Below are 22,960 nucleotides of genomic sequence, written 5' to 3'. Positions count from 1 at the left end.
ATCGGCTCCCACCCTCCGGTAGTGGAGGGCCTCCTTTTTGGGTAGCAGACGTCCTACCGAAGGGGTGGGAGCCGATCGTATCGGCGAATCCAGGTCGCCACGAACGTCCTTTCAGCGAAGCTGCCCTTCATAGGCAGCCGTCGTACTGGCCCCGAACGTGCAGAACACCACCCGCTCCGTCGGCTCCCACCCTCCGGTAGCGGAGGGCCTCCTTTTTGGGTAGCAGACGTCCTACCGAAGGGGTGGGAGCCGATCGCATCGGCGAATCCAGGTCGCCACGAACGTCCTTTCAGCGAAGCTGCCCTTCATAGGCAGCCGTCGCACTGGCCCCGAACGTGCAGAACACCACCCGCTCCGGTCGCCAGGAAGCCCGGCGGATGCCATCCACCGCGATCCGCGCCGCTTCATCCAGCGGATACCCGTACACCCCCGCGCTGATCGCCGGAAACGCGATCGAGTCGACCCCGTGTTCCCGGGCCAGATTGAGGCAATTCTCATAACACGCCGCCAGCAGGTCGGCTTCCCGATGCGATCCTCCCCGCCAGACCGGCCCCACCGTATGGATGACGAAACGGGCGGGCAGGTCGAAGCCGGACGTGACCCGGGCTTCGCCGGTAGGGCAGCGCACACCCGGGCGCGTTTCCGGCAGGAGGCGGCAGGCGGCCAGCAGCCTGGGCCCGGCGGCGCGGTGGATGGCGCCGTCCACGCCGCCTCCGCCCAGCAGGGATTCGTTGGCGGCGTTGACGATGGCGTCCACGGCCAGGGTGGTGATGTCGGCTTGGGCGACCTCGAGGCGCATCGGGGTTTTTCCTATGACGGTCGGGCTGCAAACGGCTAGGATGGGGCGCACCAAAAGCATCGCCCAGAAAGGCCATGGCCGACCAGTTCAAAGTTGAAGACATCTCGTTCGCCTACCTGATCAACGACGTGACCTTGCTCTTCCGCAAGCACTTCGACCGTCGGGCGGTGAAGTTCGGCCTCACCCGTGCCCAGTGGCGTGCACTGAAGACGCTGCATCGTCGTCCGGGCATGCGCCAGAACGAACTGGCCGAGCAATTGGACATGGAGCCCATCGCCGTGGGGCGCGTCATTGATCGCCTCCAGGCCGCGGGCTTCGTCGAACGTCGCGCCGACCCCAAGGATCGCCGCGCCTGGCGCCTTCACGATACCGAGCAAGCGCGCGGTGTCATCGACGACATGGAAGAGATCGCCCGGGGCTTGCGCCGGGATGCCGTGGGAGGGATCGCGATGGAAGACCTCCAGACCACACTGGATACGCTTACCCGCATGAAGGAAAACCTCCAGGCCCTCGACGGCCCGTGCGAGGAAAGCTGAATTTCGCTGTCAACCGATCCGCAACGCATGCGTTAGCGCTTACGATAGCCGTTCACCCATGACCGCGTTTCCCCGCGCGGCGACCGATCCAGGTGGCATCGGCCGGAGAAACCATGCAGCGATCCCCAGGGAAGAAATTCCTCCTTGTCATCGGCCTCCTGCTCGTCGCGGTGGCCGTGACGTTCGTCTGGCGGCACACCGGTCAGACGAAGGATGCCCCGAAAGCCACGGCCAAGACCTCCCCCGCGGGGGTGCCGGTCACCACGGCGGTCGCCACCCGCGGTGAAATCGACCTGTCGCTGAAGATCATCGGCCGCGCCGAGGCCTACTCCACGGTGAACGTGCGCTCGCGCGTCAACGGCCAGATCCAGAAGCTGGCCTTCACCCCCGGCAGCCACGTGAAGAAGGGCGACCTGCTCGCCCAGGTCGATCCGCGCCCCATGCAGGCCGCGCTCGACGCGGCGAAAGGCAACGTCGCCCGCGACCAGGCCTCGCTCGCCAAGGCCGAGGCCGATCTCCAGCGTTTCGAGAGCATGCTCGGCAAGGGCTTCGTCAGCCGTGCCGACTACGACCTCTACAAGGCCAACCTCGGCGTGGCCCGGGCCAACCTCGAGAGCGACAAGGCGGCGGTGCGCGCGGCCCAGGTGCAGCTGGACTACACCACCATCACCGCGCCGTTCGACGGCGTCACCGGGGCGCCGCTGGCCTATCCGGGCGCGACGCTGAGCGCGGACACCACCGACATCGTGGTGCTCAACGAGGTGGATCCGATCCGCGTGGCGTTCGCCGTGCCCGAGGACAGCCTCGCCGCCGTGCGCATCGAGGCGCGCAAGGGCACGTTGCCCGTCGAGGCGCACGTTCCCGGTGACACCGGGGGGCCGCTCAGGGGCGAGCTGGAATTCATCGACAACGCCGTGGACGCCACCACCGGCACCATCGTCCTGAAGGGCCGTTTCGACAACGCCGACGGCCGGCTCACGCCCGGCCAGTTCGCCGAGGTGACCCTGCCTACCACGCGCCTGCCCGACGCGGTGAGCATTCCCGTCGTGGCCTTGCAAAGCTCCACGGCCGGCGCGTTCGTCTTCGTGGTGAAGGCCGACCACACGGTCGAGCAGCGGTCCGTCACCACGGGCGCCACCTCGGGTAGCCGCGTGGTGATCGACAAGGGCCTGAAGGGTGGCGAGGTGGTGGTGACCGAAGGACAGATGCTGCTTACCGACGGCGCGCGCGTGCGCGTCGACGAGGCCTGAGGAGCACGCCATGAGCCTGCCGGAACTCTGTATCCGCCGGCCGGTGATGACCACGCTGCTGATGGCGGCGCTGGTGATCTTCGGCATCGCCGCGTATCCCAGGCTACCCGTCAACGAGCTGCCCAACGTCGACTTCCCCACGATCAACATCAGCGCGAGCCTCCCGGGTGCGTCGCCCGAGACCATGGCGTCGTCCGTGGCCACGCCGCTGGAAGCGCAGCTGTCGACCATCGCCGGCATCGACCAGATGAGTTCGACCAGTTCGCTGGGTTCGACCAACATCACCGTCACCTTCGCGCTGGACCGCAGCATCGACGGCGCCGCGCAGGACGTGCAGTCGGCCATCTCCGCGGCGCAGCGCCAGTTGCCGCAGGACATGCCCACGCCGCCCACCTATCGCAAGGTGAACCCGGCCGACGCACCGATCCTTTTCCTTACCATGCAGTCGTCGACGTTGCCGTTGTCCACGGTGGACGACTACGCCGAAACCGAGCTCGCCCAGCGCCTGTCGATGGTGGACGGCGTGGCGCAGGTGAACGTCTACGGTTCGCAGAAATACGCCGTGCGCATCGCCGTCAACCCCGACCGTCTCGCCGCGACGGGTATCGGCGTCGATCAGATGCGCGAGGCGATCGCCGCCGCCAACGTCAACAAGGCCACCGGTTCGCTCAACGGCAGCCGCCAGCTGCTGTCGATCCGTTCGGACGGCCAGCTGATGCGCGCGGCCGATTACAACCAGGTGGTGGTCGCCTATCGCAACGGCGCACCGGTGCGCCTCTCCGATATCGCCGTGCCCCGCGACAGCGTGCAGGACGACCAGAAGGCCAGCTGGTTCAACGGCGCGCGCGCGATCACGCTGGCGATCCAGCGCCAGCCCGGGGCGAACACGGTGGAAACGGTCGATCGCATCTTCGACCTGCTGCCGGGCTTCAAGGAGACGCTCCCGCCGTCGGTCAAGCTCGACGTGATGTACGACCGTTCGGTATCCATCCGCGATTCCGTGCACGACGTACAGTTCACCCTGATCCTCGCCGGCATCCTCGTGGTGGCGGTGATCTATCTCTTCCTCGGCAACGCCTCGGCCACGCTGATTCCCGCGGTGGCGTTGCCGATCTCGGTGCTGGGTACCTTCGGCGCGATGTTCGCGCTGGGCTACAGCCTCGACAACCTGTCGTTGCTGGCGTTGACGCTGGCCGTGGGTTTCGTCGTGGACGACGCCATCGTGATGCTCGAGAACATCGTGCGCCACATCGAGCTGGGCGAACGGCCCTTCGACGCCGCGGTGAAGGGCTCCAACGAGATCGGCTTCACCATCTTCTCGATGACGCTGTCGCTGGTGGCGGTATTCATCCCCGTGATGTTCATGGGCGGCATCGTCGGGCGGCTGTTCCACGAGTTCGCCGTGGTCATCAGTGTGTCGATCCTGATCTCGGGTTTCGTGTCGATCACGCTGACGCCGATGCTGTGCAGCCGTTTCGTCAAGGCGCACGACCACGGCAAGCGAAGTTTCATCGTGGCCTGGTTCGACAGGGGCTTCGCCGCGATGAGCAACGGCTACACGCGCACGCTGGGCTGGTGCATGCGCCGGCCGCTCGTCGTCATCGGCGTGTTCGTGCTGAGCCTCGCCGCCACGGGCGTGCTCTTCGCGATCACCCCGAAAGATTTCATCCCGTCGGGCGATAGCGGCCAGCTCCGCGTGACCACCGAAGGCCCCACGGACATCTCGTTCGCCGCGATGTCGGCGCGCCAGCAGGCGCTGGCGAAGATCGCCGGCGACGATCCGAACATCGAGGGCTACATGTCGACCGTGGGCGCCGGCGGTCCGCGCACGACGATCAACTCCGGCTCCATCCTGCTTCGCCTGAAAGAGCGGAGCGCGCGCGGTTACACCACGCCCGACGAGATCATCCAGGAGCTGCGGCGCAAGTTCGCGCAGGTGCCGGGCATCCGCACCTACATCCAGAATCCTCCCGCGATCCAGGTGGGCGGCCGCCAGTCGAAGGCGCAGTACCAGTACACGGTGCAGTCCACCGACCTGCAGACGCTGTACGACTGGTCGGGCAAGCTGGTGGCCGCCTTCCAGAAGTTGCCGGGTTTCCAGGACGTCACGACCGACCTGGATCTGAACAGCCCGTCGATGATCGTGCGGGTCAACCGCGACAAGCTCGCGCCGCTGGGCCTTACGATGGACCAGGTGCAGACGGCGCTGGGCACGGCGTTCGGCGAGAACCAGATTTCCACCATCTACGGCGCGGCGACGCAGTATTGGGTGATCCTGCAGGTGGAACGTCGCATGCAGGACGACCCGGCGGTGCTGTCCAAGCTGTACGTCACGTCGGATAGCGGCAAGCTCATTCCGCTCAGTACCGTGGCGCACTTCGAGCGCAAGCCGCAGGTGCTCACGGTGAATCACCAGGGGCAGCTGCCCGCGGTGACGGTGTCGTTCAACCTCGCGCCGGGCGTGTCGCTGAGCGACGCGGTGGCGAGCATCGATCGCGCCACCACCGAGATGAAACTGCCCGCCACCTTGAGCGGCAGCGTGCAAGGGACGGCGCAGGCGTTCCAGGATTCGGTCAAGGGCATGGGCTTCCTGCTGCTGCTCGCCGTGTTCGTGATCTACCTCGTGCTGGGCATCCTCTACGAGAGCTTCATCCATCCGCTCACCATCCTCTCCGGCCTGCCGGCCGCGGCGGTGGGCGCGTTACTCACGCTGGTGATCTTCAACGCGTCACTCGATCTCTTCGCCTTCGTGGGCATCGTGATGCTCGTGGGCATCGTGAAGAAGAACGCGATCATGATGATCGACTTCGCGCTGGAGCGTCAGCGCGACGAGGGTGTGGCGCCGTTCGACGCCATCTACGAAGCGTGCCGCGTGCGTTTCCGTCCCATCATGATGACGACGGCCGCGGCATTTGCGGGCACCCTGCCGATCGCCCTCGGTATCGGCGCAGGCGCGGAGACCCGTCGTTCGTTGGGTCTTGCCGTGGTCGGCGGCCTGGTGGTGTCGCAGATCCTGACGCTCTACCTCACGCCGGTGATCTATCTGTACATGAACCGCCTGCAGGAGCGGATCGCGCCGAAGGCGGTGGAAGGCGAGCCGGTGGTTCACCACTGAGCGCGAAAAGCCGAATGGCTGCCTCGCGTCAGTCGCACGCCCGGCGCTGGGCTCCTGCGTGCGCAGGAGCGACGAGAGTCAAGCTCGTAGTGCGTCGTTCCTGCGCACGCAGTAACCCAGGCCTCGGTGCTCGTGCAAGCGATACGCTCACACGAGCCGTTTCCCGCAGGGCGCTCAGTCGTGCGCCCCATCCTTCGCGAACGCCCCGGGCGCCGAGCCGAAATTCCCGTCCGCCTGCGCCGCCATGTAGGCGAACGCCGCATAGACCGCCACGTTCTGCGCGAGATCCTTCGGGTCGATCTTGTCCAGCGTATCGTTCGCGTTGTGGTGGTAGTCGAAGTACGTCGTGCCGTCCTGCGTGAGCGACAGCGCGGCCATGCCCTTGGCATGCATCTGCGAGAGATCCGAACCGCCACCGCCGGGTTTCGTGGCGTCGTAGGCCACGCCGATCGGTTCGAGCACCTTGGCGATCTGCGCGATGGCGTTGCGTGCCTCGGGTTTCACCGACGCACTCATGCGCCACACGCGACCCGAACCGAAGTCCGACTCCGTGCCGAGCTGGAACTTCGACACCTCTTTCGCATGGGCCTCGGCATATGCGCGACCGCCCCAAAGACCCATTTCCTCGTTCGCGAAGGCGATCACGCGGATGGTGCGATCGGGGCGCTGCGGCATGTCCTTGATGAGTTTCGCGGCCGCCGCGGCGATGGCCACGCCCGCGCCGTCGTCGATGGCGCCCGTGCCCAGGTCCCACGAATCCAGGTGGCCGCCGATGGCGACGACTTCGTCCGGGTGCTTGCGGCCGGTCACCTCGGCGATCACGTTGGAACCTTCATACGTGCCGTTGAAGCCGACATCGAGGTCGAGCTTCAACGTGACGGGCTTGCCCTGCTTCACGATACGCTCGAGCTGGTCGGCATCCGGCAGCGACAGCGCGGCGGCGGGAATCGCTTCCTTCGGATCCTGGAAGCCGGTCACGCCCGTGTGCGGCGTGCGGCTGTGCGGGTCGGTGCCGGCCGAACGAAGCAGGTAGGCGGCGGCACCCATCTTCGCCGCGATCACCGCGCCACCGGTGCGCGTGGCCGAACCCATGCCGTAGTCGTGGCCGTCTTTCTGCTGGGTCATGTGCGTGCTGACGTAGACGATCTTGCCCTTCACCGTCGCCGGATCGGCCGCCTTCAGCGCGGCGAGGTCGTCGAAGGCCACCACCTCGGCCGTCAGCCCGCCCTTCGGCGTACCGGCGGAATAACCCAGCGCGGTCAGCGTGAGCGGCTGCGGGTAGGGCGCGACGACCTGCGCGTGTTCGCTGTGCCGCTCCCACAGCGGGTAACTCACCTTCTCGGTATAGACCTTGTCGAAGCCCATGGACTTGAACTTCGCCACCGTCCATTCCACGGCGCGCTTGTCGGCGGGGCTGCCCGCCAGGCGCGGACCGACTTCGGTGGTGAGTCCGGCGACGAAGTCGTAGCCGGTGTCGTCGTTCATCGCCCGGTCGCGCAGCTCGGTGGCGGCGGCGACGGCTTTCGCGGGAATGACCGTGTCCTTGGCGGCCGCGTGGGCGGAGAAAGCGAACGCGACGCACGCGGCGAGCGCGTGCAGGCGGAAGGTGTGGCGCATGGTGACCCCCGGGGACGGAAAGGTCCGATTATTGCGCCGGGGTGGGGAGGGCGAGTAGGCCGGAAGTCACGGGTGCCGCGATGCGCCGTTCGCCGATACGATCGGCTCCGACCCCGTCAGGAAAGGGGTGGGAGCCGATCGTATCGGTGAACTGAGCTGGATCAGGGCGTGCGATTCTGCTGCTTCAGCAGATCGCGAATCTCCTGTAGCAGCACCACGTCGGCCGGCGGCGCGGCCGGCTTTTCCGCTTCGCGATGCGTGAGCCGGTTGATCGCCTTGACCACCAGGAAGATCGCGAAGGCGATGATGACGAACTGGATCAGCACGTTGATGAACACGCCGTACTGGATGGCCACTTCGGGAATCTTCGCGGCCGCGTCGCCCGGTCTGAGCACCCACTTCCAGTCGGAGAAGTCGATGCCGCCGATGGCCCAGCCGAGCGGCGGCATGATGATGTTGTCGACCAGCGAGGTGACGATCTTGCTGAATGCCGCGCCGATGACCACACCGACGGCGAGGTCGACCACGTTGCCGCGCAGGGCGAATTTCTTGAATTCCGCGATGAAGCTCATCGGGTTGTTCTCCTTCGTTGGCGGTGTGACGAATCGTCGAGGCTAAGGGCCCGCATGTCAGGACTTCGCGAATTCAGCTGACGCGCCCCTCGAGCGTCGCGATATCGCCGAGCGTCGCACGGAAACGGTCGCCGCGCACCAGCGCCGACACACCGGCGGGCGTGCCGGTATAGACGATATCGCCGGCCTTCAGCTCGAACAGGCGCGACAGGTGCGAGAGGATTTCCGGCACCGTGAACAGCATGTCGCCCAGCGTCGCCGACTGGCGCACCTCACCGTTGACCTCCAGCGCGATGCGCGTGTCGGCGGAAGGGTGCGCCTCGGTGGCGGGCACGAGGGCGGAAACGGGGGCCGAATGATCGAAAGCCTTGGCCACGTCCCACGGGGCGCCCTTGGCCTTGGCCTGCGCCTGGAGATCGCGGCGGGTGAGGTCCAGGCCGATGCCGTAGCCCCAGACGAGCTTGCCGGCATCGTCGGGCGAGAGGTCCGCGCCGCCCGCGCCCAGGGCTACCACCATCTCCACCTCGTGGTGGAGATCGTCGGTGGCCGAGGGGTAGGGCACGTCCGCGCCGTCGGTAACGACGGCGTCGGCCGGCTTGGTGAAGAACATGGGGTTCGCCTTGTCGGGCGTGGCGCCCATCTCCTTCGCGTGGTCGGCGTAGTTGCGGCCGATGCAGAAGATGCGGCGGACGGGAAAGCGCTCGGCTCGGCCGGCGACGGGGATGCTCGGCGGGGCCGGCGAAGGGATGACGGTATTCATGCAGCTAGGTTAACGGCCCCGGGTGACACCTGTCACGGCAGATGACTGATGGCGGCAAGTGGTTCACGGTCTGCGTCGATCGCATGATTTTGCCATGGGCGACGACGGGGACCAGGGGAGCATGAATTCGAACGCCGAGCTGCTACGGCAGCTGAAGATCGACAAATCGCACAAGGACACGCCGGGTGGCGGCAACGGCGGGGGCATCCGTACCGCCGTGATCGTGCTCGCCGTCGTGCTGGTGCTGCTGGCCCTGGCTGGCGGCGGGTGGGTCTTCTTCGCCCGGCGTCCCGTGGAGGTTCGCACCGCCACCGCGGTGGCCCCGGCGAGCGCCGCCGAGGCCGGCGCGGTCCTGCAGGCCACCGGTTACGTCACCGCGCGGCGCCAGGCCACCGTCTCGGCGCAGATCACCGGCACGCTGACCGAGGTGCTGATCGAGGAAGGCGACCGCGTGAGCAAGGGCCAGGTGCTGGCGCGACTGGAGGACAACGCGCTGCGCGCCAACCTGCGATCGGCCCAGGCCAGCGCCGCCGCCGCCCACGCGACGGTAGCGCAGAGCGAAGCCCAGCTCACCCAGGCCCTGCGCGACGCCGACCGCCAGGAGGCGCTGGTCGGGCGGGGCCTGGTATCGCGGCAGCTCGCCGAGCAGGCGCGCACCCAGGCGGACACCTCCCGCGCGCAGTTGCAGACGGCCCGCCGCCAGGCCGGGGCAGCCGACGCCCAGGTGGGCGTGGCGCAGGTCAACCTCGACTACACCGTGGTGCGGGCGCCGTTCGATGGCGTGATCACCGACAAGGCCGCGCAGGTGGGCGAAATCGTCTCGCCGCTGTCCGCCGGCGGCGGCTTCACGCGAACCGGCGTGGGCACCATCGTCGACATGGATTCGCTGGAGATCGACGTGGACGTCAACGAAGCCTACATCGGCCGCGTGCAGGCGGCCATGCCCGCCGAGGCCGTGCTCGACGCCTACCCGGACTGGAAGATTCCCGCGCACGTCATCGCCATCGTGCCCGCCGCCGATCGCGGCAAGGCCACCGTGAAAGTGCGCGTGGCGCTGGAAGCGAAGGACGCGCGCATCGTGCCCGACATGGGCGTGCGCGTGTCGTTCCTCGAGCGGCGCGCGCCCACGGCATCCGCCGCGCCCAAGGGCGTCATGGTGCCCGCGGCCGCCATCGTGCAGCGCGACGGACACGACGTGGTGTTCCTCGTGGCCGACGCGCAGGCGCGGCGCCACGACGTCACCGCCGCCGCCGCGAGCGGCGACCTTCGCCTCGTCACGGCCGGCGTGAACGCCGGCGACACCGTGATCGTTTCGCCACCCGACGACCTCGCCGACGGCACCGCCGTCCAACCCGCCAAGCCGGCCCCCTGATAGCGCACGGAGATACCGATGAGCACCCTGATCGACATCCAGGATCTTTCCAAGGTCTACGAACGCGGCCGGCAGAAGGTCGAAGTGCTGCACGGCGTGAACCTCAAGGTGGAGGAGGGCGACTTCCTCGCGCTGATGGGGCCGTCGGGCTCGGGCAAGACGACGCTGCTCAACCTCATCGGCGGGCTGGATACGCCGACCGGCGGCAGCCTCAGCGTGGCCGGCGAACGCATCGACCGCATGAGCGGCGGCCAACTCGCCCGCTGGCGCGCGGCGCACGTCGGCTTCGTGTTCCAGTTCTACAACCTCATGCCGATGCTGACCGCGCAACGCAACGTGGAACTGCCCCTGCTGCTGACGAAGCTCTCTGCCTCGCAGCGCAAGCAGAATGCGTCGGTGGCGCTGCAACTGGTGGGCCTGGCCGATCGCGCCGCGCACAAGCCGTCGGAGCTCTCGGGCGGACAACAGCAGCGCGTCGCCATCGCGCGTGCCATCGTGTCCGATCCCACGCTGCTGGTCTGCGACGAGCCCACCGGCGACCTCGACCGCCAGTCGGCCGAAGACATCCTCGGCCTGCTGCGTGAACTCAACCGCGAGCACGGCAAAACCATCGTGATGGTCACTCACGATCCGAAGGCGGCCGAATACGCCAACCACACGCTGCATCTCGACAAGGGCGCCCTCGTCGAGCAGGCGGCCTGAACGGAGATGCCGGCATGAAATACCTGCACCTCATCTGGGCGGCGCTGTTCCGGCGCAAGTTGCGCACCTTCCTCACCCTGGTGTCGATCCTCGCCGCGTTCCTGCTCTTCGGCATGCTCGACGCCACGCGCGCGGCGTTCTCCTCGGGCGACAGCGTGATCGGCGTGGATCGCCTGCTCACCACCTCGCGTTATTCCATCATCCAGTCGCTGCCCTCGAGCCTCGCCACGCGCATGCAGGCTATCCCCGGCGTGAAGGCGGTGGGCCACGCGAACTGGTTCGGCGGCATCTACCAGGACCCGAAGAACTTCGTGCTGAGCTTCGCCGTCAGCGACAACTACCTCGACATCTACCATGAGGTGCAGTTGCCGCCCGAGCAGCGCAAGGCCTTCGAGACCACGCGCACCGGCGCCATCGTGGGCGAAGCGCTGGCCAAGCGTTTCGGCTGGAAGGTGGGCGACAAGATCCCGCTGCAATCGACGATCTTCCCGCAGCGCAACGGCGACAAGATCTGGCCCTTCGACATCGTGGGCATCTACACGCCCGCCAAGGGCGCGGCCAACGGCACCGACCAGCAGTTCTTCTTCCACTACAAATATTTCCAGGAGGCCAACGCCTACCAGAGCATCGGCAACACCGTGGGCTGGTACGTGGTGCAACTCACTTCGTCCGACAAGGCCGACCCGGTGGCGAAGGCGATCGACGCGCTCTCGGCCAATTCCGATCACGAAACCAAGACGCAGACCGAACAGGCCTTCAACGCCTCGTTCGCCAAGCAGCTCGGCGACATCGGGTTGATCGTCTCGGCCATCATGGGCGCGGTGTTCTTCACGCTGATCCTGCTCACCGGCAACACCATGGCGCAGGCGGTGCGCGAGCGCACCAACGAACTGGCGGTGCTGAAGACCATCGGCTTTTCCAGTGGCAGCGTGCTGGGCATGGTGCTGGCCGAAGGCATCCTGCTGCTGGTGCTGGGCGGCGTGATCGGCCTGGCCATCGCCGCGGTGCTGGTGCCGATCGTGGCCAAGGGCAGCGGCGGCATGCTCAACCTGCCCCCGATCGGCGCGCAGACCTGGCTGCTCGGCCTCGGGCTGATGGTGGTCATCGGCGCCCTCGTCGGTGCCTTGCCCGCCATTCGCGCCATGCGCCTCAACATCGTCGACGCGCTCGCCGGGCGCTGAAGGGAGAGACCTCATGAAGAGCTTCGGTACCGGATTGCTCATGTTGCTCGTCGTCGCGGCGTTCCTCGCGCTGTGGATCGCGTTGCCCTGGCAGGGCGTGGTCCTGCTCGCGGTGCTGCTGGCGCTGTGGATGACCCTCACCCGGCGTGGCCGGCAGACCTGGCAGGTGACCCGCGTGGGCCTTTCGACGGTGTGGCAGCGGCTGGGTTCGTCGTCGGTCGTGGTGGTGGGCATCGCGGGGGTGGTGGGCGTGCTCGTCGCGATGCTGGCGATGAGCGAAGGCTTCGCCGAAACGCTGCGCGCCACGGGCAACGACCATACGGCCATCGTGCTGCGCGGCGGTTCGCAGGCGGAACTCAATTCCGTGCTCGACCGCGACAGCGCCAACGTGGTGATCCAGGCGCCTGGGGTGAAGAAGGGCGCCGACGGCAAGCCGATCGCGTCGAGCGAGCTGGTGGTGGTGGCCAACCTGCCGCGCAAGGGCGACCCCAACAGCGATTCCAACGTGCCCATTCGCGGCGTGAGTGGCGACGTGTGGGCGCTGCGCGACCAGGTGAAGATCGTCGAGGGTCGCAAGTTCAACCCGGGTCTGCGCGAGCTGATCGTCGGCAAGGGCGCCAAGGCGCAGTTCGAAGGGCTGGACGTCGGCAAGTCGCTGCGACTGGCAGGCCAGGACTGGACCATCGTCGGCACCTTCGCCTCGGGCGATGCGCTCGAGTCGGAGCTGTGGGGTGACACGCAGAGCGTCGCCTCGGCCTATCGACGGGGCAGCAGCGTCGCCTCGGTGACGGTGCTGCTCGACTCGCCCCAGGCTTTCGACGCCTTCAAGGCCAACCTCGCCGCCGACCCGCGGCTCAAGGTCGACGCCACCACCACGCGCGAGTACTTCAGCAAGCAGTCCGAAGGCCTGACCAAGGTGCTGCGCATCGTCGGCATCACCGTGGGCATCATCATGGCGATCGGTGCCGTGTTCGGCGCGCTCAACACCATGTTCGCCGCGATCCAGGCGCGTGCCCGGGAGATCGCCACCTTGCGTGCGATCGGCTTTCGCGGCGTGCCCGTGGTGGTGTCGGTGATGCTGGAGACGATGTTGCTGGCGCTGCTCGGCGGACTGATCGGCGCGGGCATCGTGTGGATCATCTTCAACGGCTATTCGGCGTCGACGCTCGGCGCGAACTTCAGCCAGGTGGTGTTCCGCTTCCACGTCAGCGGCGCGCTGCTCTGGACCGGTATCAAGTGGGCCCTCGCCATCGGCTTCATCGGCGGGCTGTTCCCCGCGCTACGCGCGGCTCGCTTGCCGGTGACGACGGCCTTGCGCGAGCTGTGACGATCACGACGCCCCCTCGGCGGCGAGTGGGGCGTCGTTCGTTTCCGCGGGGTGCGGTTGCCATACCTCGTCGGACGCATGGCACGACGCGAGCGCCGCCATCGCTACGCCGAAGACCGTCGCCGCGCGGGCCGCGCAGAGGTAGAGGCGCGCTCGCGGTGAAACTGTGTTGGACGTCACGTGGGGTGATCCCGCTGGCGAAAAGCGAGGAGGCTAGGTCGTCCTCGCGGCGGGGAGATATGGAAGGATTCTCAAAAATCGTCGCGGGCGGTAAAGCGTGGGACACGCTTCACATCGTGCGCGGTCGTGCCGTTTCCGTGGGTGCGGCGTCGCGAAAATCATGCTCGTCGCGTGGGCACCGGCCTGCGCCGGTGCGACGCTTCGTTTTACGTCGAGGTATCTATCCGTCGCGCCGGCGCAGGCCGGTGCCCACGGCGAGGCATTCGGGGCCTGCCTCAGGCTTTCCGGGTTCGCATCATCGTGATGATGCCCACGCCCACGAGGATGATCGCCATCCTCGCGAGATCGAACGGCCCCACGTGCTCGCCTGCCACCGCCACGCCGAACAGTACGGCCACCGGCGGGTTCACGTAGGCATAGCTCGTCGCCAGCGCCGGCCGCACGGTTTTCAGCACGTAGAGATACGCGCTGAACGCGACGATCGACCCGAACACGATGAGGTAAGCCAGCGCGGCGGTGGCGCTGGCCTGCGGATGCGCCGGCAGCCGTTCGCCGTGAAGCAGGGCGATGACGGTGAGCGACACGCTCGCGCACAGCATCTGCGCCGCCGTGTTCATCGGTCCGGCCGGCATGTCCTGCTTCTTCGACCACACCGAGCCGAACGCCCAGGCCATCGCCGCGCCGATCAGCGCCACGGCGCCCAGGGGCGAGCCGGAAAGGCCCGCGCCCAGGTTGAGCACCACCACGCCGACGAAGCCCAGCAGCAGGCCCACGGTTTCGCCACGCGACGGCCACTCGCCGTAGAGACCCGCGAACACCGCCGCGAACAGCGGCATGCTCGCCACCGCCACGGCGGCGATGCCCGAACTCACCGTCTGCTCGGCGAAGCACACCAGGCCGTTGCCACCCGCCAGCAGCAACGTGCCGACGATGGCGGCGTTGCGCCATTGCCGCGCCGTGGGCAGGGCGAAGCCGCGGAGGCGCAACACGGCGAAGAGCAGCACGCCCGCGATCGCGAAGCGGATGGCCGCGAGGAGGAAGGGCGGGTAGCTCGCCAGCGCGTAGCGGATGCCCAGGTAGGTAGAGCCCCAGATGATGTACATCGACAGCAGCGAGATCGGCACCATCCAGCGCGGATCGGTGAACGTCGAGGAAGGCGTGGCGGTACAGGCGGTGTCGGACATGGGGCGCGATCCAGGCAAGCGCGCGCGTGGGGATGCGGCGCGAACGTGCACGATATCGCCGCCGCGCGGCGCGCGGTAGCGAAACCTGCGAAGGTCAGCCTTTAACGGCTTTCATGCCGCGCTCGTCCGCGAGCAGTTGCCGCTTGATGTCCACGCCCCAGCGCCAGCCGCCGAGGCTGCCGTCTTCGCGCACGATGCGGTGGCAAGGCACCAGCAGCGCGAGGCGATTGCTGCCGCAGGCGCGGCCGACCGCTCGGGCCGCCTTGGGCACGCCGAGCTTCGCGGCCAGTTCGCCATAGCTGAGCGTCTCGCCGCGCGGAATGCGGGTAAGGGCGTCCCACACCCGCCACTGGAAGGCGGTGGCCGCCACGTCGAGCGGCGGCATGTCGGGCGCGTCGCCGCCTGCCCAGCCCAGCTCGTGCGCCACGCGCGCGATCACGGCATCGAGCCATTCCTCGCGTCCCGCATCGACCCGTTCGCGCTCGGCCAGCGGAAACTCGGCGACGAGTCGATCCTCCAGTTCGGCGTCGTCCCGGCCCAGGGTCACCGAGCAGATCCCGCGTGCCGTGGTGGCGACGAGCAGGCGGCCCAGCGGGGTATCGGTGGTGGTGTAGCGGATGGACGCCCCTGCGCCCCCGGCGCGATAGCTCGCCGGCGTCATGCCCAGGCGGCGGTCGCTTTCCTCGTACACGCGGCTGCCCGACCCGAAACCGGCTTCGTAGACCGCGTCGGTGACCGCCGCGCCGCCGCGCAGGGCGTCACGCAACTGGCCGAAGCGATGGACGCGGGCGTACTCAGCGGGGCTCACGCCATAGCGCCGACGGAAAGCGCGCTGCAGGTGGGTGGGGCTCAGGCCCGCGATGTCGGCGAGGCTGGCGAGATCGCGCGGCCCGTCGGTCCGGTCCAGGGCGGCACGGACACGTTCCAGGGCGTCGTCGGCGTCGGGGCGCATGGCGAGGGCGGGGGTCATGAGCGGCCTCCTTGGGTTGGGAGGCCAGTGTCCGACGGCGGCCACCGGGCCGCCATCCGCTTCTTGCGCCGTCAGTGGTGAACCGGGCGGCCGGTCCGGATCACGGTGAACTCACCTTCCAGCACGTCTGGCCGGTGCGGCGCGGCCGTTGCCGCGCGCGGCGCGCGGGCCAGCTTCCACTGGCGCACCACGAGGAACGCGATGCTACCCGCGGCGAGCACGCCCAACACGACCACCCCGAACACCAGCAGCACGCCGAGCAGGGCCAGGCCGGCCAGGACGGAGAGGGCGCGCATCAGCGGGTTGCGCGAGCGGCGGAGGGGTGGGAAGACGAAGGTCATGGGTTAAAAATCCGTATGGCACAATGACATGCGTGCCCCCATACCTTGGGGCATCCCCTCCCCACAGACAAGTGCCATGACGCCTACCGCCCTCTCCTCCCTGTGCCGCCTCGACGACATCCCCGACGGCAACGCCATCGACGTGGAAGCGGTCGTCGCCGGCGAGACGGAATCCCTGCTGGTCTATCGCAAGGGCGGCGAGGCGCGGGCCTACCTCAACGTGTGTCCCCACGCGGGCCGCCGGCTCGATTACGCGCCCGGCAAGTTCCTCGTGCGCAACGGCAACATCATCTGCGCCGCCCATGGGGCCACCTTCACGGCCGACGACGGGCTGTGCCAGACAGGGCCGTGCAAGGGGCAGAGCCTGCGGGACGTTCCGGTGGTGGTGATCGACGGCACCGTCCACCTGGTATGAGAAAATTCGCCGCCACGCTCCGCGGGGTTCGCCGATACGATCGGCTCCCACCCCTTCGGTAGCGACCTCTCCTACCGACGGGATGGGAGCCGATCGTATCGGCGAAGGGCGCGCGACGGCGTCCGTCGGTCACCGATACATCAGGTTGATCGTCACCAGCGTGATCACCAGCACCAGCACCGTCAACGGCAACCCCACCCGCAGGAAATCCTTCGCCCGGTAGCCACCGGGACCGGCCACCATCATCAGGGCCGGATGTCCCGAAGGAAGCAAGAACGTGTTCGACGACGATACCGCCACGATCAGCGCATAAGCCGACGGGTTGCCGCCCGTACTTACCGCCACGCTGATCGCGATGGGCACCATCATCACGGTGGCGCCGACGTTGGACATCACCTGCGAGAACAGTAGCGTGAGTACGGCGATGGAGAGCTGCAGCGTCCATTGCGGCGCATGGCCGAGGATGGCGAGTACTTCCTGGGCGATCCACGAGGCCGTGCCGGTGGAGTCCATCGACCAGCCCAGCGGGATGAGGCAGGCGGTGACGAAGATGGTCTTCCAGTTGATCGCCTTGTAGGCCTCGTCCATGTTGAGCACGCCGGTGAGCAGCATGCCCACCGCGCCGGTCATCATCGCCACGGAAAGATCGAGGTGGGTGAACAGGGCCAGGCACTTGGCCAGCACGAAGAAGCCCACTGCCTGCCAGATCTTGCCGGGACGCTGTTCTTCCTTGGGAATGTCGGTGACCACGACGATGTCGCGGTCTTCCTCGGCCAGCATCAGGTCGCGCCACTTGCTGTGCAGCACCAGCGTGTCGCCGGCGCGCAGCGTGATCGCGCGCACGTCCTCCCGGAAGACGTCGTCGCCGCGATTCACGGCCAGCACCGAGATGCCGAAGCGCTTGCGCAGGCGCAGCTCGCCCACCGTCTGCTTGATGAAGCGCGAGCTGGGCGGCACCACCGCCTCGGAAATACCCGCACGCGTGGTGTTGAACTGCTCGCCCAGCTCGCGCATGCGCATCGACACGCGGCAGAGCTGGTTGTTGGCGAAGGTGTTGATGGCGTCGCGCGGGGCCAGCACGCCCAGCACGGTACCCACCCAGATCATCTGGTCGGACGGCGGCGCCACGCGGCTTTCGTTGCCGGTCTTCATGGCCAGGATCAGCGGCGCGCCGTGCAGTTGTTCCACTTCACCGATGCTCATGCCCACCAGCGGGCTCTCGGCGGTGACGGTGAGCTCGGCGGTCTCGCCCGCGATGCCGTAGGTGTCGGCGAAGTAGCTCTCGGTGCGGCCGGGGGTGACCTTCAGGCGGTCGTCGTCGCGCTCGGGCAGCAGCTTGCGGGTGAATGCCCAGAAGAAGCCCACGCCCACCACCGCCAGGACCAGGCCCACCGGCGTGACGCTGAAGAGCCCGAACTTGGGAATGGTGTGCGCGCCCGGCGGCAGGTTGCTGTTGGCGCTGGCGATGAGGTCGTTGAGCACGATCAGCGGCGAGTTCGCGATGAGCGTGGTGTTGGTCGCCGTGAGGATGCAGAAGGCCATCGGCAGCAGCAGGCGCGACAGCGGCACGCCGGTGCGTGCCGACAGGCGGCTGGTGACCGGGATCATCAGCGCGGCCAGGGCCTGGCTGGGGATCACGGCGCTGAACAGGCTGGTGACGCTGTTCACCACCACGCCCAGGCGCGATTCCATGCCGCGCGCCATGCGCATCACGAACGAGGCGGTGAGGTTGAGCACGCCGGCGCGGTCCAGGCCGGCGCCCATGATCATGATGGCGATGATCGCGATGACGGCGTTGCCGGCGAAGCCGTTGAACACCTGGTCGCCGGGAATGAGCCCGGTGAGGCCGATGGTGACCACCACCAGGAGGGCGACGAGATCGGCCCGGATCCACTCCAGAACGAGCATGAGCATGGTGAAGCCCACCAGGCCCAGCACGAGGATCATTTCAGGAGTGAGCGTCAGCACTAGCCGGCTATCCGATCCGGTCGGTTGAACGGGCGGTGGCGGAAAGTTCGCCACGCAGCGGTTAATGCGGGACGAGTATACGCGTCGGGGGTGGCTCGGGGCTGAAGGCGCGGGCCTTCAGCCGCGGAAGGCATCACACTTGCGTGGTGCCGTGCCACTCGTAGAGGAAATCCCACACGCCGTGACCCAGGCGCATGCCGCGGCGTTCGAAGTGGGTTTCCACGCGCCATGCGGGGCGTTCGGCCGATTGGCCCGGCCCCACGCGATTGCGCCAGCCGGGGGCGGCTTCCATGGTCTCGCGCATGTGCTCGGCGTAGGCCTCCCAGTCGGTGGCCAGGTGAAGCAGGCCGCCCGGCGCCATGCGCGAGGCGAGCAGCGCCACGAAGGCCGGCTGCACGAGGCGGCGCTTGTTGTGGCGCTTCTTGTGCCAGGGATCGGGAAACCAGATGCGCACCTCGGCGAGGCTGCCGGGGGCGATCTCGTGTTCGAGCACTTCCACGGCATCGTGCTTGTAGATACGCACGTTGGTCGCGTCGCGAGCGGCCAGCGCGTTCATCAGGCGCCCCACGCCGGGGCCGTGCACTTCCACGCCGACGTAGTCGCGGGCGAGGTCGTTTTCCGAGGCCCAGGCCAGCGCCTCGCCGTTGCCGAAGCCGATTTCCAGCACGCGCGGCGCGGCGCGGCCGAAAGTGGCGTCGAGGTCGCGCACCTGGCCCGTGTAGTCGAGGCCGAATCGTGCCCAGTGGTCGTCGAACGCGCGCTGCTGGGCGGGTGTCATGCGGCCCTCGCGCAACACGAAGCTGCGGATGCGGCGCTGGAACGGGGTGGTTTCGTCGTCGTGCGTCATGCGGCTCAACCGACCAGGCCGTCCACGGGGCTCGAGGCCGAGGCGAAGCGCTTGCGCGGGATGCGGCCGGCGCGGAATGCCGCGCGGCCCGCCTCCACGGCGAGCTTCATCGCGTGGGCCATGAGCACGGGGTCTTTCGCGCCGGCGATGGCGGTGTTCATCAGCACGCCGTCGCAGCCCAGTTCCATCGCGATCGAGGCGTCCGACGCCGTGCCCACGCCGGCGTCGACGATGACCGGCACCTTGGCGTTCTCGACGATCTCGAGCAGGTTGTAGCGGTTCTGGATGCCCAGGCCCGAGCCGATCGGCGCGGCCAGCGGCATGATCGCGGCGCAGCCGACGTCTTCCAGGCGGCGGGCGAGGATGGGGTCGTCGGAGGTGTAGACCATCACATCAAAGCCGTCGGCCACGAGTTTTTCGGCCGCGACGAGGGTCTGCACCACGTCGGGGTAGAGCGTGCGCTCATCGCCCAGCACCTCGAGCTTCACGAGGTTGTGGCCGTCCAGCAGTTCGCGGGCGAGGCGGCAGGTGCGCACCGCGTCGTCGGCGGTGTAGCAGCCGGCGGTGTTGGGCAGCAGGGTGAAGCGGCTCGGCGGCAGGGCGTCGAGCAAATTGGGCTGGCTCGCATCCTGGCCGATGTTCACGCGGCGGATGGCGAGGGTGACGATCTGCGCGCCCGCCGCCTCGGTGGCGCGGCGGGTCTCGTCGAAATCCTTGTACTTGCCAGTGCCGGTGAGCAGGCGAGAGTGGAACGTGCGGCCGGCGACGGTCAGCAGGTCGTCGCCGGCGGGGGAGAAGTGGTTCATGCGAAGGATTCCTTAGCCGCCGCCGATGGCGTGGACGATTTCCACCTTGTCGCCGTCGGCGAGCAGGTGCGTCGCGTGCTCGCTGCGCGGCACGATGTCGAGGTTCACCTCCACCGCGACCCGCTTGCCGGCGTAACCGGCCGATTCGAGCAGGGACGTGACGGATGTGCCGGGCGCGCACTCGCGCGCTTCGCCGTTGAGGGTGATGTGCATCCGCCGATTGTAGCCGCCGACCGTCGCTCCTGCGTACGCAGGAGCCCAGCGCGGTGCATCCGGTTTCCGCAATGCGCCTCCTACGGCTCCAGGCCCCTCAACGCCCCCACCGGCCACTACCGCCCGGCGCGCCGACGACTGGCGGAGCCACGGGCCGGGGGTTCCCGCCACCGTGCCATCCGCCACCGTGGTCGTGCCGATCCGGTGCACGAGGCGGGGGTGCCACACCCATCTTCACGCCACCGGCGGGCGGCCCGAAACGCGTGCCGTCATTGAGCCGCACGGTCGTGGCGGTGCCCTGGGGCGGCGGCGGGCGGCCGTGGTCATGGTCCGGCCGACCATGATCGTGACCGCGATTACCCCACCCATACCCTGGCGGGTAGCCGCCGTAATAACCGCCGTAGTAGCCCGAATCCACCGGCACGTCGTTCGCCACCGGCTGCGGTGGCGGGGCCGCCCGGTCGTCGATGTAGAAGTGCGACGGCTGGGGCAGCGTCGCCGTACTGACCGTCTCGCGCCGCACCGGCACCGACGGACCCGAGATATAACTCACACCCGGCTTGGGCATATCCGCCGTGGACACGCTGCGCGATTGCGCGGCCGCAAGGCCCGAAATCCCTAACCCGACGACGATGGAAAGCGACAGCACCCTGCGCATGAGGCAGCCCTCGAGGAATCCCGGCCCGATTATGCGCCGGCCCCCGACAGGGAGGGTGAGCGTTGGCGGCCACGTTCAGTCCCCCGCCACCTTTCGCCCGCTGCCGGTGTCGTATTACCATCGACGCCCGACGCGGGTGTAGCTCAATGGTAGAGCTGTAGCTTCCCAAGCTACTGACGAGGGTTCGATTCCCTTCACCCGCTCCACTCAGTGCCACCAGCGCGCTAAGTGCCTTCTCTGCAACGTATTCCTTGGCTTCTTCAGCGGACCTGAGCGACCTCCCACGAGGTACGTCTAAGGTATCGAAGGGACGCCCGCGCCCCTTGATGTGACGGTGCTACATCCCATGACCGCCATGGCTCATGACTGGACCTTGGGATTGGGCCTGTTGCTGCGTCACTTGCTGGCTCTGTACCTGCTGTTGGGCCTGTGCCTGCTCGAACTGCTGCATGGCCTGCGGCCACTTGGCGCCGCTTTGCTCCATCGGCGTCATCGCTTCCGCCGTGGGAACACTCGTTCGCAGGTCAAACAAATGGTCCGTGCGCCCTGGCGGTGTCTGCACCGACCAAAGCCGCTGTCCATCGGTAGAGAGCGCCACCTGGTCGATCCGTTGCAAGCCGTCCGCACGGGCTTGCACGGCGGCGGCCGAGGCGAGCTGGTCGGTGTGCGCATCGGGCGTGCGGCCCAAGCTCTGGTCCAGCGCCACAACCTGACCGCGGGCTTGCTGAAACAGAGCGTGGTCTGGGTGCGCCGGGTCGTCCAGCCGCTGAGGCGCCACGGGCACATGCTGGTATTGGCGTGGTCCATCCGCGGTGTGGTCGAACGCGTGTGGTGTGGCCGGCTGGGTGCTGCTGTCCAAATACGGAATGGATTGCTTGGACGGCGCAAGATTGAGCCCGGCCTTTTCCATCATGTCTTCGTAGAGCCCAGCGTGGGCCATGTTGAGCTGAATCTGCGGTGCGGCCCCCTTGCCATGCGTGGCCGCACGTTCTTCCGCGCCAATGGTCGCGATAGCCCAGCCCGCGTAGTAGTTGGGGTAGTCCTCGACCCCGTTATGGCCCAGCGCCATGGCGTTTCGCGTGTCGCCAGGCAGCATGTGCGCCGCAGTCGGCCGGTCAAAATAGTTGTGACCCATTGCGGCAACATTCGCCGGCGTGTGGGGCATGCTGAAGTCGGGATTGAGCTGCACATTGCCATGAGGCGCAAAATTGCCATTCCGCCGCTCAATGAAATCTGCGGCGCGGCTGGGAGCGGCCGCGTCTAGGCTCGCAAGAGTCGCCTGGCCTCTATCGTGTTGCACGCGGCTTTGTAGCGCATTCCACCCGGCAATCTGCGCGCTGGCCTCGTCATTGCGTCCCGATTGGATATGCCGTTCGACCAAGGCGGTGTAATCGTGCACAGGTCCAGGCGTGGCTGCCAAGCTGCGCACATCGTTGACGAAGGTGGCCCGCGCTTGCGCGGCGGCCTGTGCGTTGAAGCCATGCTGGACCTCGTGCCCGATGACAAAGGTCAAATCGTGTTTGTCGTAGGTGCCGGTGGTGTGCGGGCCACGCGTGGTCAGTGACTCGCTGACGAGGTTCATGGCATGGCCCGGCGCGTTGAAGCTGCCCCCAACACCGGCGCCTGGCGAGGTGAACTCAAATGATTCGAGAATGCGGTGTGAGGTGTCCTGCGGGTCGGCAGTAGTAGCCGCGCGCTGTATTTCGCTGGCCAAAACCGGCGAGCCGTTGAGCGTGCCTTGCAAGTTGTTGAGCATATCCGCGGTGACGAGGTGCATCGCGCCCGCACTATCCACGTAACTCTTGGTCCCAAAATCAACCACCATCGCCTGCACACGCAACACGGCGTGCAAGTCTGCACTGGGCGGTGTACCCGCAGACCCGAATGCCGAGGAGGGCAGGGCGACGATGCGCGACGCAGCGTCGTAGTTACCGATGGGCGCGTTGGGCGTGCCTGGAGGCGTGGGTGCAAATCCGTGCAGCGCTCCGGAGGCGGCGACGCCGTCCAGACGCTGAGTCAAGTCTGGGTCCGAAGAGAGCGCAGCTTGCAACGCGCTCACGTCGGCGGGCGTGACGCCGGGTTGGTGTGCGAACTGCTGTACCGCGGCGTCGAGGGCAGGGTGGGGCGTGGCCATGGTCAATCCTTCG

At 67.6% G+C, this 22,960-nt stretch carries 22 protein-coding genes and 1 tRNA gene; 9 read left to right on the top strand and 14 right to left on the bottom strand.

Going from position 1 to position 22,960, the window contains the following annotated elements; translation table 11 throughout:
• Positions 1-289: 289 nt before the first annotated feature.
• Complete coding sequence (locus tag JNG39_RS20445; RefSeq protein ID WP_368313802.1) at positions 290-799, bottom strand: O-acetyl-ADP-ribose deacetylase; 510 nt, start codon at positions 797-799, stop codon at positions 290-292.
• 74 nt (positions 800-873) lie between these two features.
• On the opposite strand from JNG39_RS20445, the gene JNG39_RS20440 reads away from it, so the two are divergent.
• From JNG39_RS20440 to JNG39_RS20430, 3 genes are all read left to right on the top strand, one after another.
• The gene (locus tag JNG39_RS20440) at positions 874-1,335 is read left to right on the top strand and encodes a MarR family winged helix-turn-helix transcriptional regulator (protein WP_368313801.1); all 462 of its coding nucleotides are present in this window, start codon (positions 874-876) and stop codon (positions 1,333-1,335) included.
• 113 nt (positions 1,336-1,448) lie between these two features.
• Entirely contained in the window at positions 1,449-2,585 is a 1,137-nt protein-coding gene (locus tag JNG39_RS20435) for an efflux RND transporter periplasmic adaptor subunit (protein WP_368313800.1), read from the top strand.
• A gap of 10 nt (positions 2,586-2,595) precedes the next feature.
• On the top strand, positions 2,596-5,700 hold the full coding sequence (locus JNG39_RS20430; RefSeq protein ID WP_368313799.1) for an efflux RND transporter permease subunit: 3,105 nt from the start codon (positions 2,596-2,598) through the stop codon (positions 5,698-5,700).
• A 174-nt stretch (positions 5,701-5,874) separates the two neighbouring features.
• Here the strand turns inward: JNG39_RS20430 and JNG39_RS20425 are convergent, their stop codons facing one another.
• From JNG39_RS20425 to JNG39_RS20415, 3 genes are all read right to left on the bottom strand, one after another.
• Entirely contained in the window at positions 5,875-7,317 is a 1,443-nt protein-coding gene (locus tag JNG39_RS20425; RefSeq protein ID WP_368313798.1) for a M20/M25/M40 family metallo-hydrolase, read from the bottom strand.
• A 161-nt stretch (positions 7,318-7,478) separates the two neighbouring features.
• Positions 7,479-7,889: a large-conductance mechanosensitive channel protein MscL gene (mscL, locus tag JNG39_RS20420; protein WP_368313797.1), complete on the bottom strand. Its 411-nt coding sequence runs from the start codon at positions 7,887-7,889 to the stop codon at positions 7,479-7,481.
• Between the two features lie 73 nt (positions 7,890-7,962).
• Positions 7,963-8,649, bottom strand: a complete 687-nt coding sequence (locus JNG39_RS20415) for a fumarylacetoacetate hydrolase family protein (RefSeq protein ID WP_368313796.1) — start codon at positions 8,647-8,649, stop codon at positions 7,963-7,965.
• 121 nt (positions 8,650-8,770) lie between these two features.
• Between JNG39_RS20415 and JNG39_RS20410 the strand changes: the two genes are divergently transcribed.
• From JNG39_RS20410 to JNG39_RS20395, 4 genes are read left to right on the top strand one after another with little or no spacing between them, the layout of a single operon-like run.
• The gene (locus JNG39_RS20410) at positions 8,771-10,021 is read left to right on the top strand and encodes an efflux RND transporter periplasmic adaptor subunit (RefSeq protein ID WP_368313795.1); all 1,251 of its coding nucleotides are present in this window, start codon (positions 8,771-8,773) and stop codon (positions 10,019-10,021) included.
• 18 nt (positions 10,022-10,039) lie between these two features.
• Positions 10,040-10,723: an ABC transporter ATP-binding protein gene (locus JNG39_RS20405; protein ID WP_368313794.1), complete on the top strand. Its 684-nt coding sequence runs from the start codon at positions 10,040-10,042 to the stop codon at positions 10,721-10,723.
• Between the two features lie 14 nt (positions 10,724-10,737).
• A complete protein-coding gene (locus tag JNG39_RS20400) occupies positions 10,738-11,904 on the top strand; it encodes an ABC transporter permease (RefSeq protein WP_368313793.1) in 1,167 nt (388 codons plus the stop codon).
• 13 nt (positions 11,905-11,917) lie between these two features.
• Positions 11,918-13,231 (top strand): ABC transporter permease, encoded by a 1,314-nt coding sequence (locus JNG39_RS20395; RefSeq protein WP_368313792.1) that lies wholly within the window; start codon positions 11,918-11,920, stop codon positions 13,229-13,231.
• A gap of 3 nt (positions 13,232-13,234) precedes the next feature.
• On the opposite strand, the gene JNG39_RS20390 is transcribed toward JNG39_RS20395, so the two are convergent.
• From JNG39_RS20390 to JNG39_RS20375, 4 genes are all read right to left on the bottom strand, one after another.
• Positions 13,235-13,411 (bottom strand): hypothetical protein, encoded by a 177-nt coding sequence (locus tag JNG39_RS20390; RefSeq protein ID WP_368313791.1) that lies wholly within the window; start codon positions 13,409-13,411, stop codon positions 13,235-13,237.
• Positions 13,412-13,686: 275 nt separating this feature from the next.
• Positions 13,687-14,595, bottom strand: coding sequence for a drug/metabolite exporter YedA (gene yedA / locus JNG39_RS20385; protein ID WP_368313790.1), 909 nt, complete (start codon positions 14,593-14,595; stop codon positions 13,687-13,689).
• 94 nt (positions 14,596-14,689) lie between these two features.
• Positions 14,690-15,565 (bottom strand): methylated-DNA--[protein]-cysteine S-methyltransferase, encoded by an 876-nt coding sequence (locus tag JNG39_RS20380; RefSeq protein ID WP_368313789.1) that lies wholly within the window; start codon positions 15,563-15,565, stop codon positions 14,690-14,692.
• 71 nt (positions 15,566-15,636) lie between these two features.
• Entirely contained in the window at positions 15,637-15,906 is a 270-nt protein-coding gene (locus JNG39_RS20375) for a hypothetical protein (RefSeq protein ID WP_368313788.1), read from the bottom strand.
• Positions 15,907-15,982: 76 nt separating this feature from the next.
• On the opposite strand from JNG39_RS20375, the gene JNG39_RS20370 reads away from it, so the two are divergent.
• Positions 15,983-16,321 carry a Rieske (2Fe-2S) protein gene (locus JNG39_RS20370; RefSeq protein ID WP_368313787.1) on the top strand — a complete coding sequence of 113 codons (339 nt, stop codon included), beginning with the start codon at positions 15,983-15,985 and terminating at the stop codon, positions 16,319-16,321.
• 129 nt (positions 16,322-16,450) lie between these two features.
• On the opposite strand, the gene JNG39_RS20365 is transcribed toward JNG39_RS20370, so the two are convergent.
• From JNG39_RS20365 to JNG39_RS20345, 5 genes are all read right to left on the bottom strand, one after another.
• Positions 16,451-18,268: an SLC13 family permease gene (locus JNG39_RS20365; protein WP_368313855.1), complete on the bottom strand. Its 1,818-nt coding sequence runs from the start codon at positions 18,266-18,268 to the stop codon at positions 16,451-16,453.
• A 154-nt stretch (positions 18,269-18,422) separates the two neighbouring features.
• Entirely contained in the window at positions 18,423-19,136 is a 714-nt protein-coding gene (gene trmB, locus JNG39_RS20360) for a tRNA (guanosine(46)-N7)-methyltransferase TrmB (RefSeq protein WP_368313786.1), read from the bottom strand.
• Between the two features lie 5 nt (positions 19,137-19,141).
• A complete protein-coding gene (locus JNG39_RS20355; protein ID WP_368313785.1) occupies positions 19,142-19,942 on the bottom strand; it encodes a thiazole synthase in 801 nt (266 codons plus the stop codon).
• Positions 19,943-19,954: 12 nt separating this feature from the next.
• Positions 19,955-20,155: a sulfur carrier protein ThiS gene (gene thiS / locus JNG39_RS20350; protein WP_166950840.1), complete on the bottom strand. Its 201-nt coding sequence runs from the start codon at positions 20,153-20,155 to the stop codon at positions 19,955-19,957.
• A gap of 97 nt (positions 20,156-20,252) precedes the next feature.
• A complete protein-coding gene (locus tag JNG39_RS20345; RefSeq protein WP_368313784.1) occupies positions 20,253-20,708 on the bottom strand; it encodes a hypothetical protein in 456 nt (151 codons plus the stop codon).
• Positions 20,709-20,945: 237 nt separating this feature from the next.
• On the opposite strand from JNG39_RS20345, the gene JNG39_RS20340 reads away from it, so the two are divergent.
• Positions 20,946-21,019, top strand: a tRNA-Gly gene (locus JNG39_RS20340).
• Between the two features lie 131 nt (positions 21,020-21,150).
• On the opposite strand, the gene JNG39_RS20335 is transcribed toward JNG39_RS20340, so the two are convergent.
• Complete coding sequence (locus JNG39_RS20335) at positions 21,151-22,947, bottom strand: XVIPCD domain-containing protein (RefSeq protein ID WP_368313783.1); 1,797 nt, start codon at positions 22,945-22,947, stop codon at positions 21,151-21,153.
• Between the last annotated feature and the right edge of the window lie 13 nt (positions 22,948-22,960).

The organism is Luteibacter sp. CQ10 (genome assembly GCF_040900725.1).
GTDB lineage: Bacteria > Pseudomonadota > Gammaproteobacteria > Xanthomonadales > Rhodanobacteraceae > Luteibacter.
Note: the sequence above shows the minus strand (reverse complement) of the source record. Positions and strands in the feature narration are given on the sequence as shown.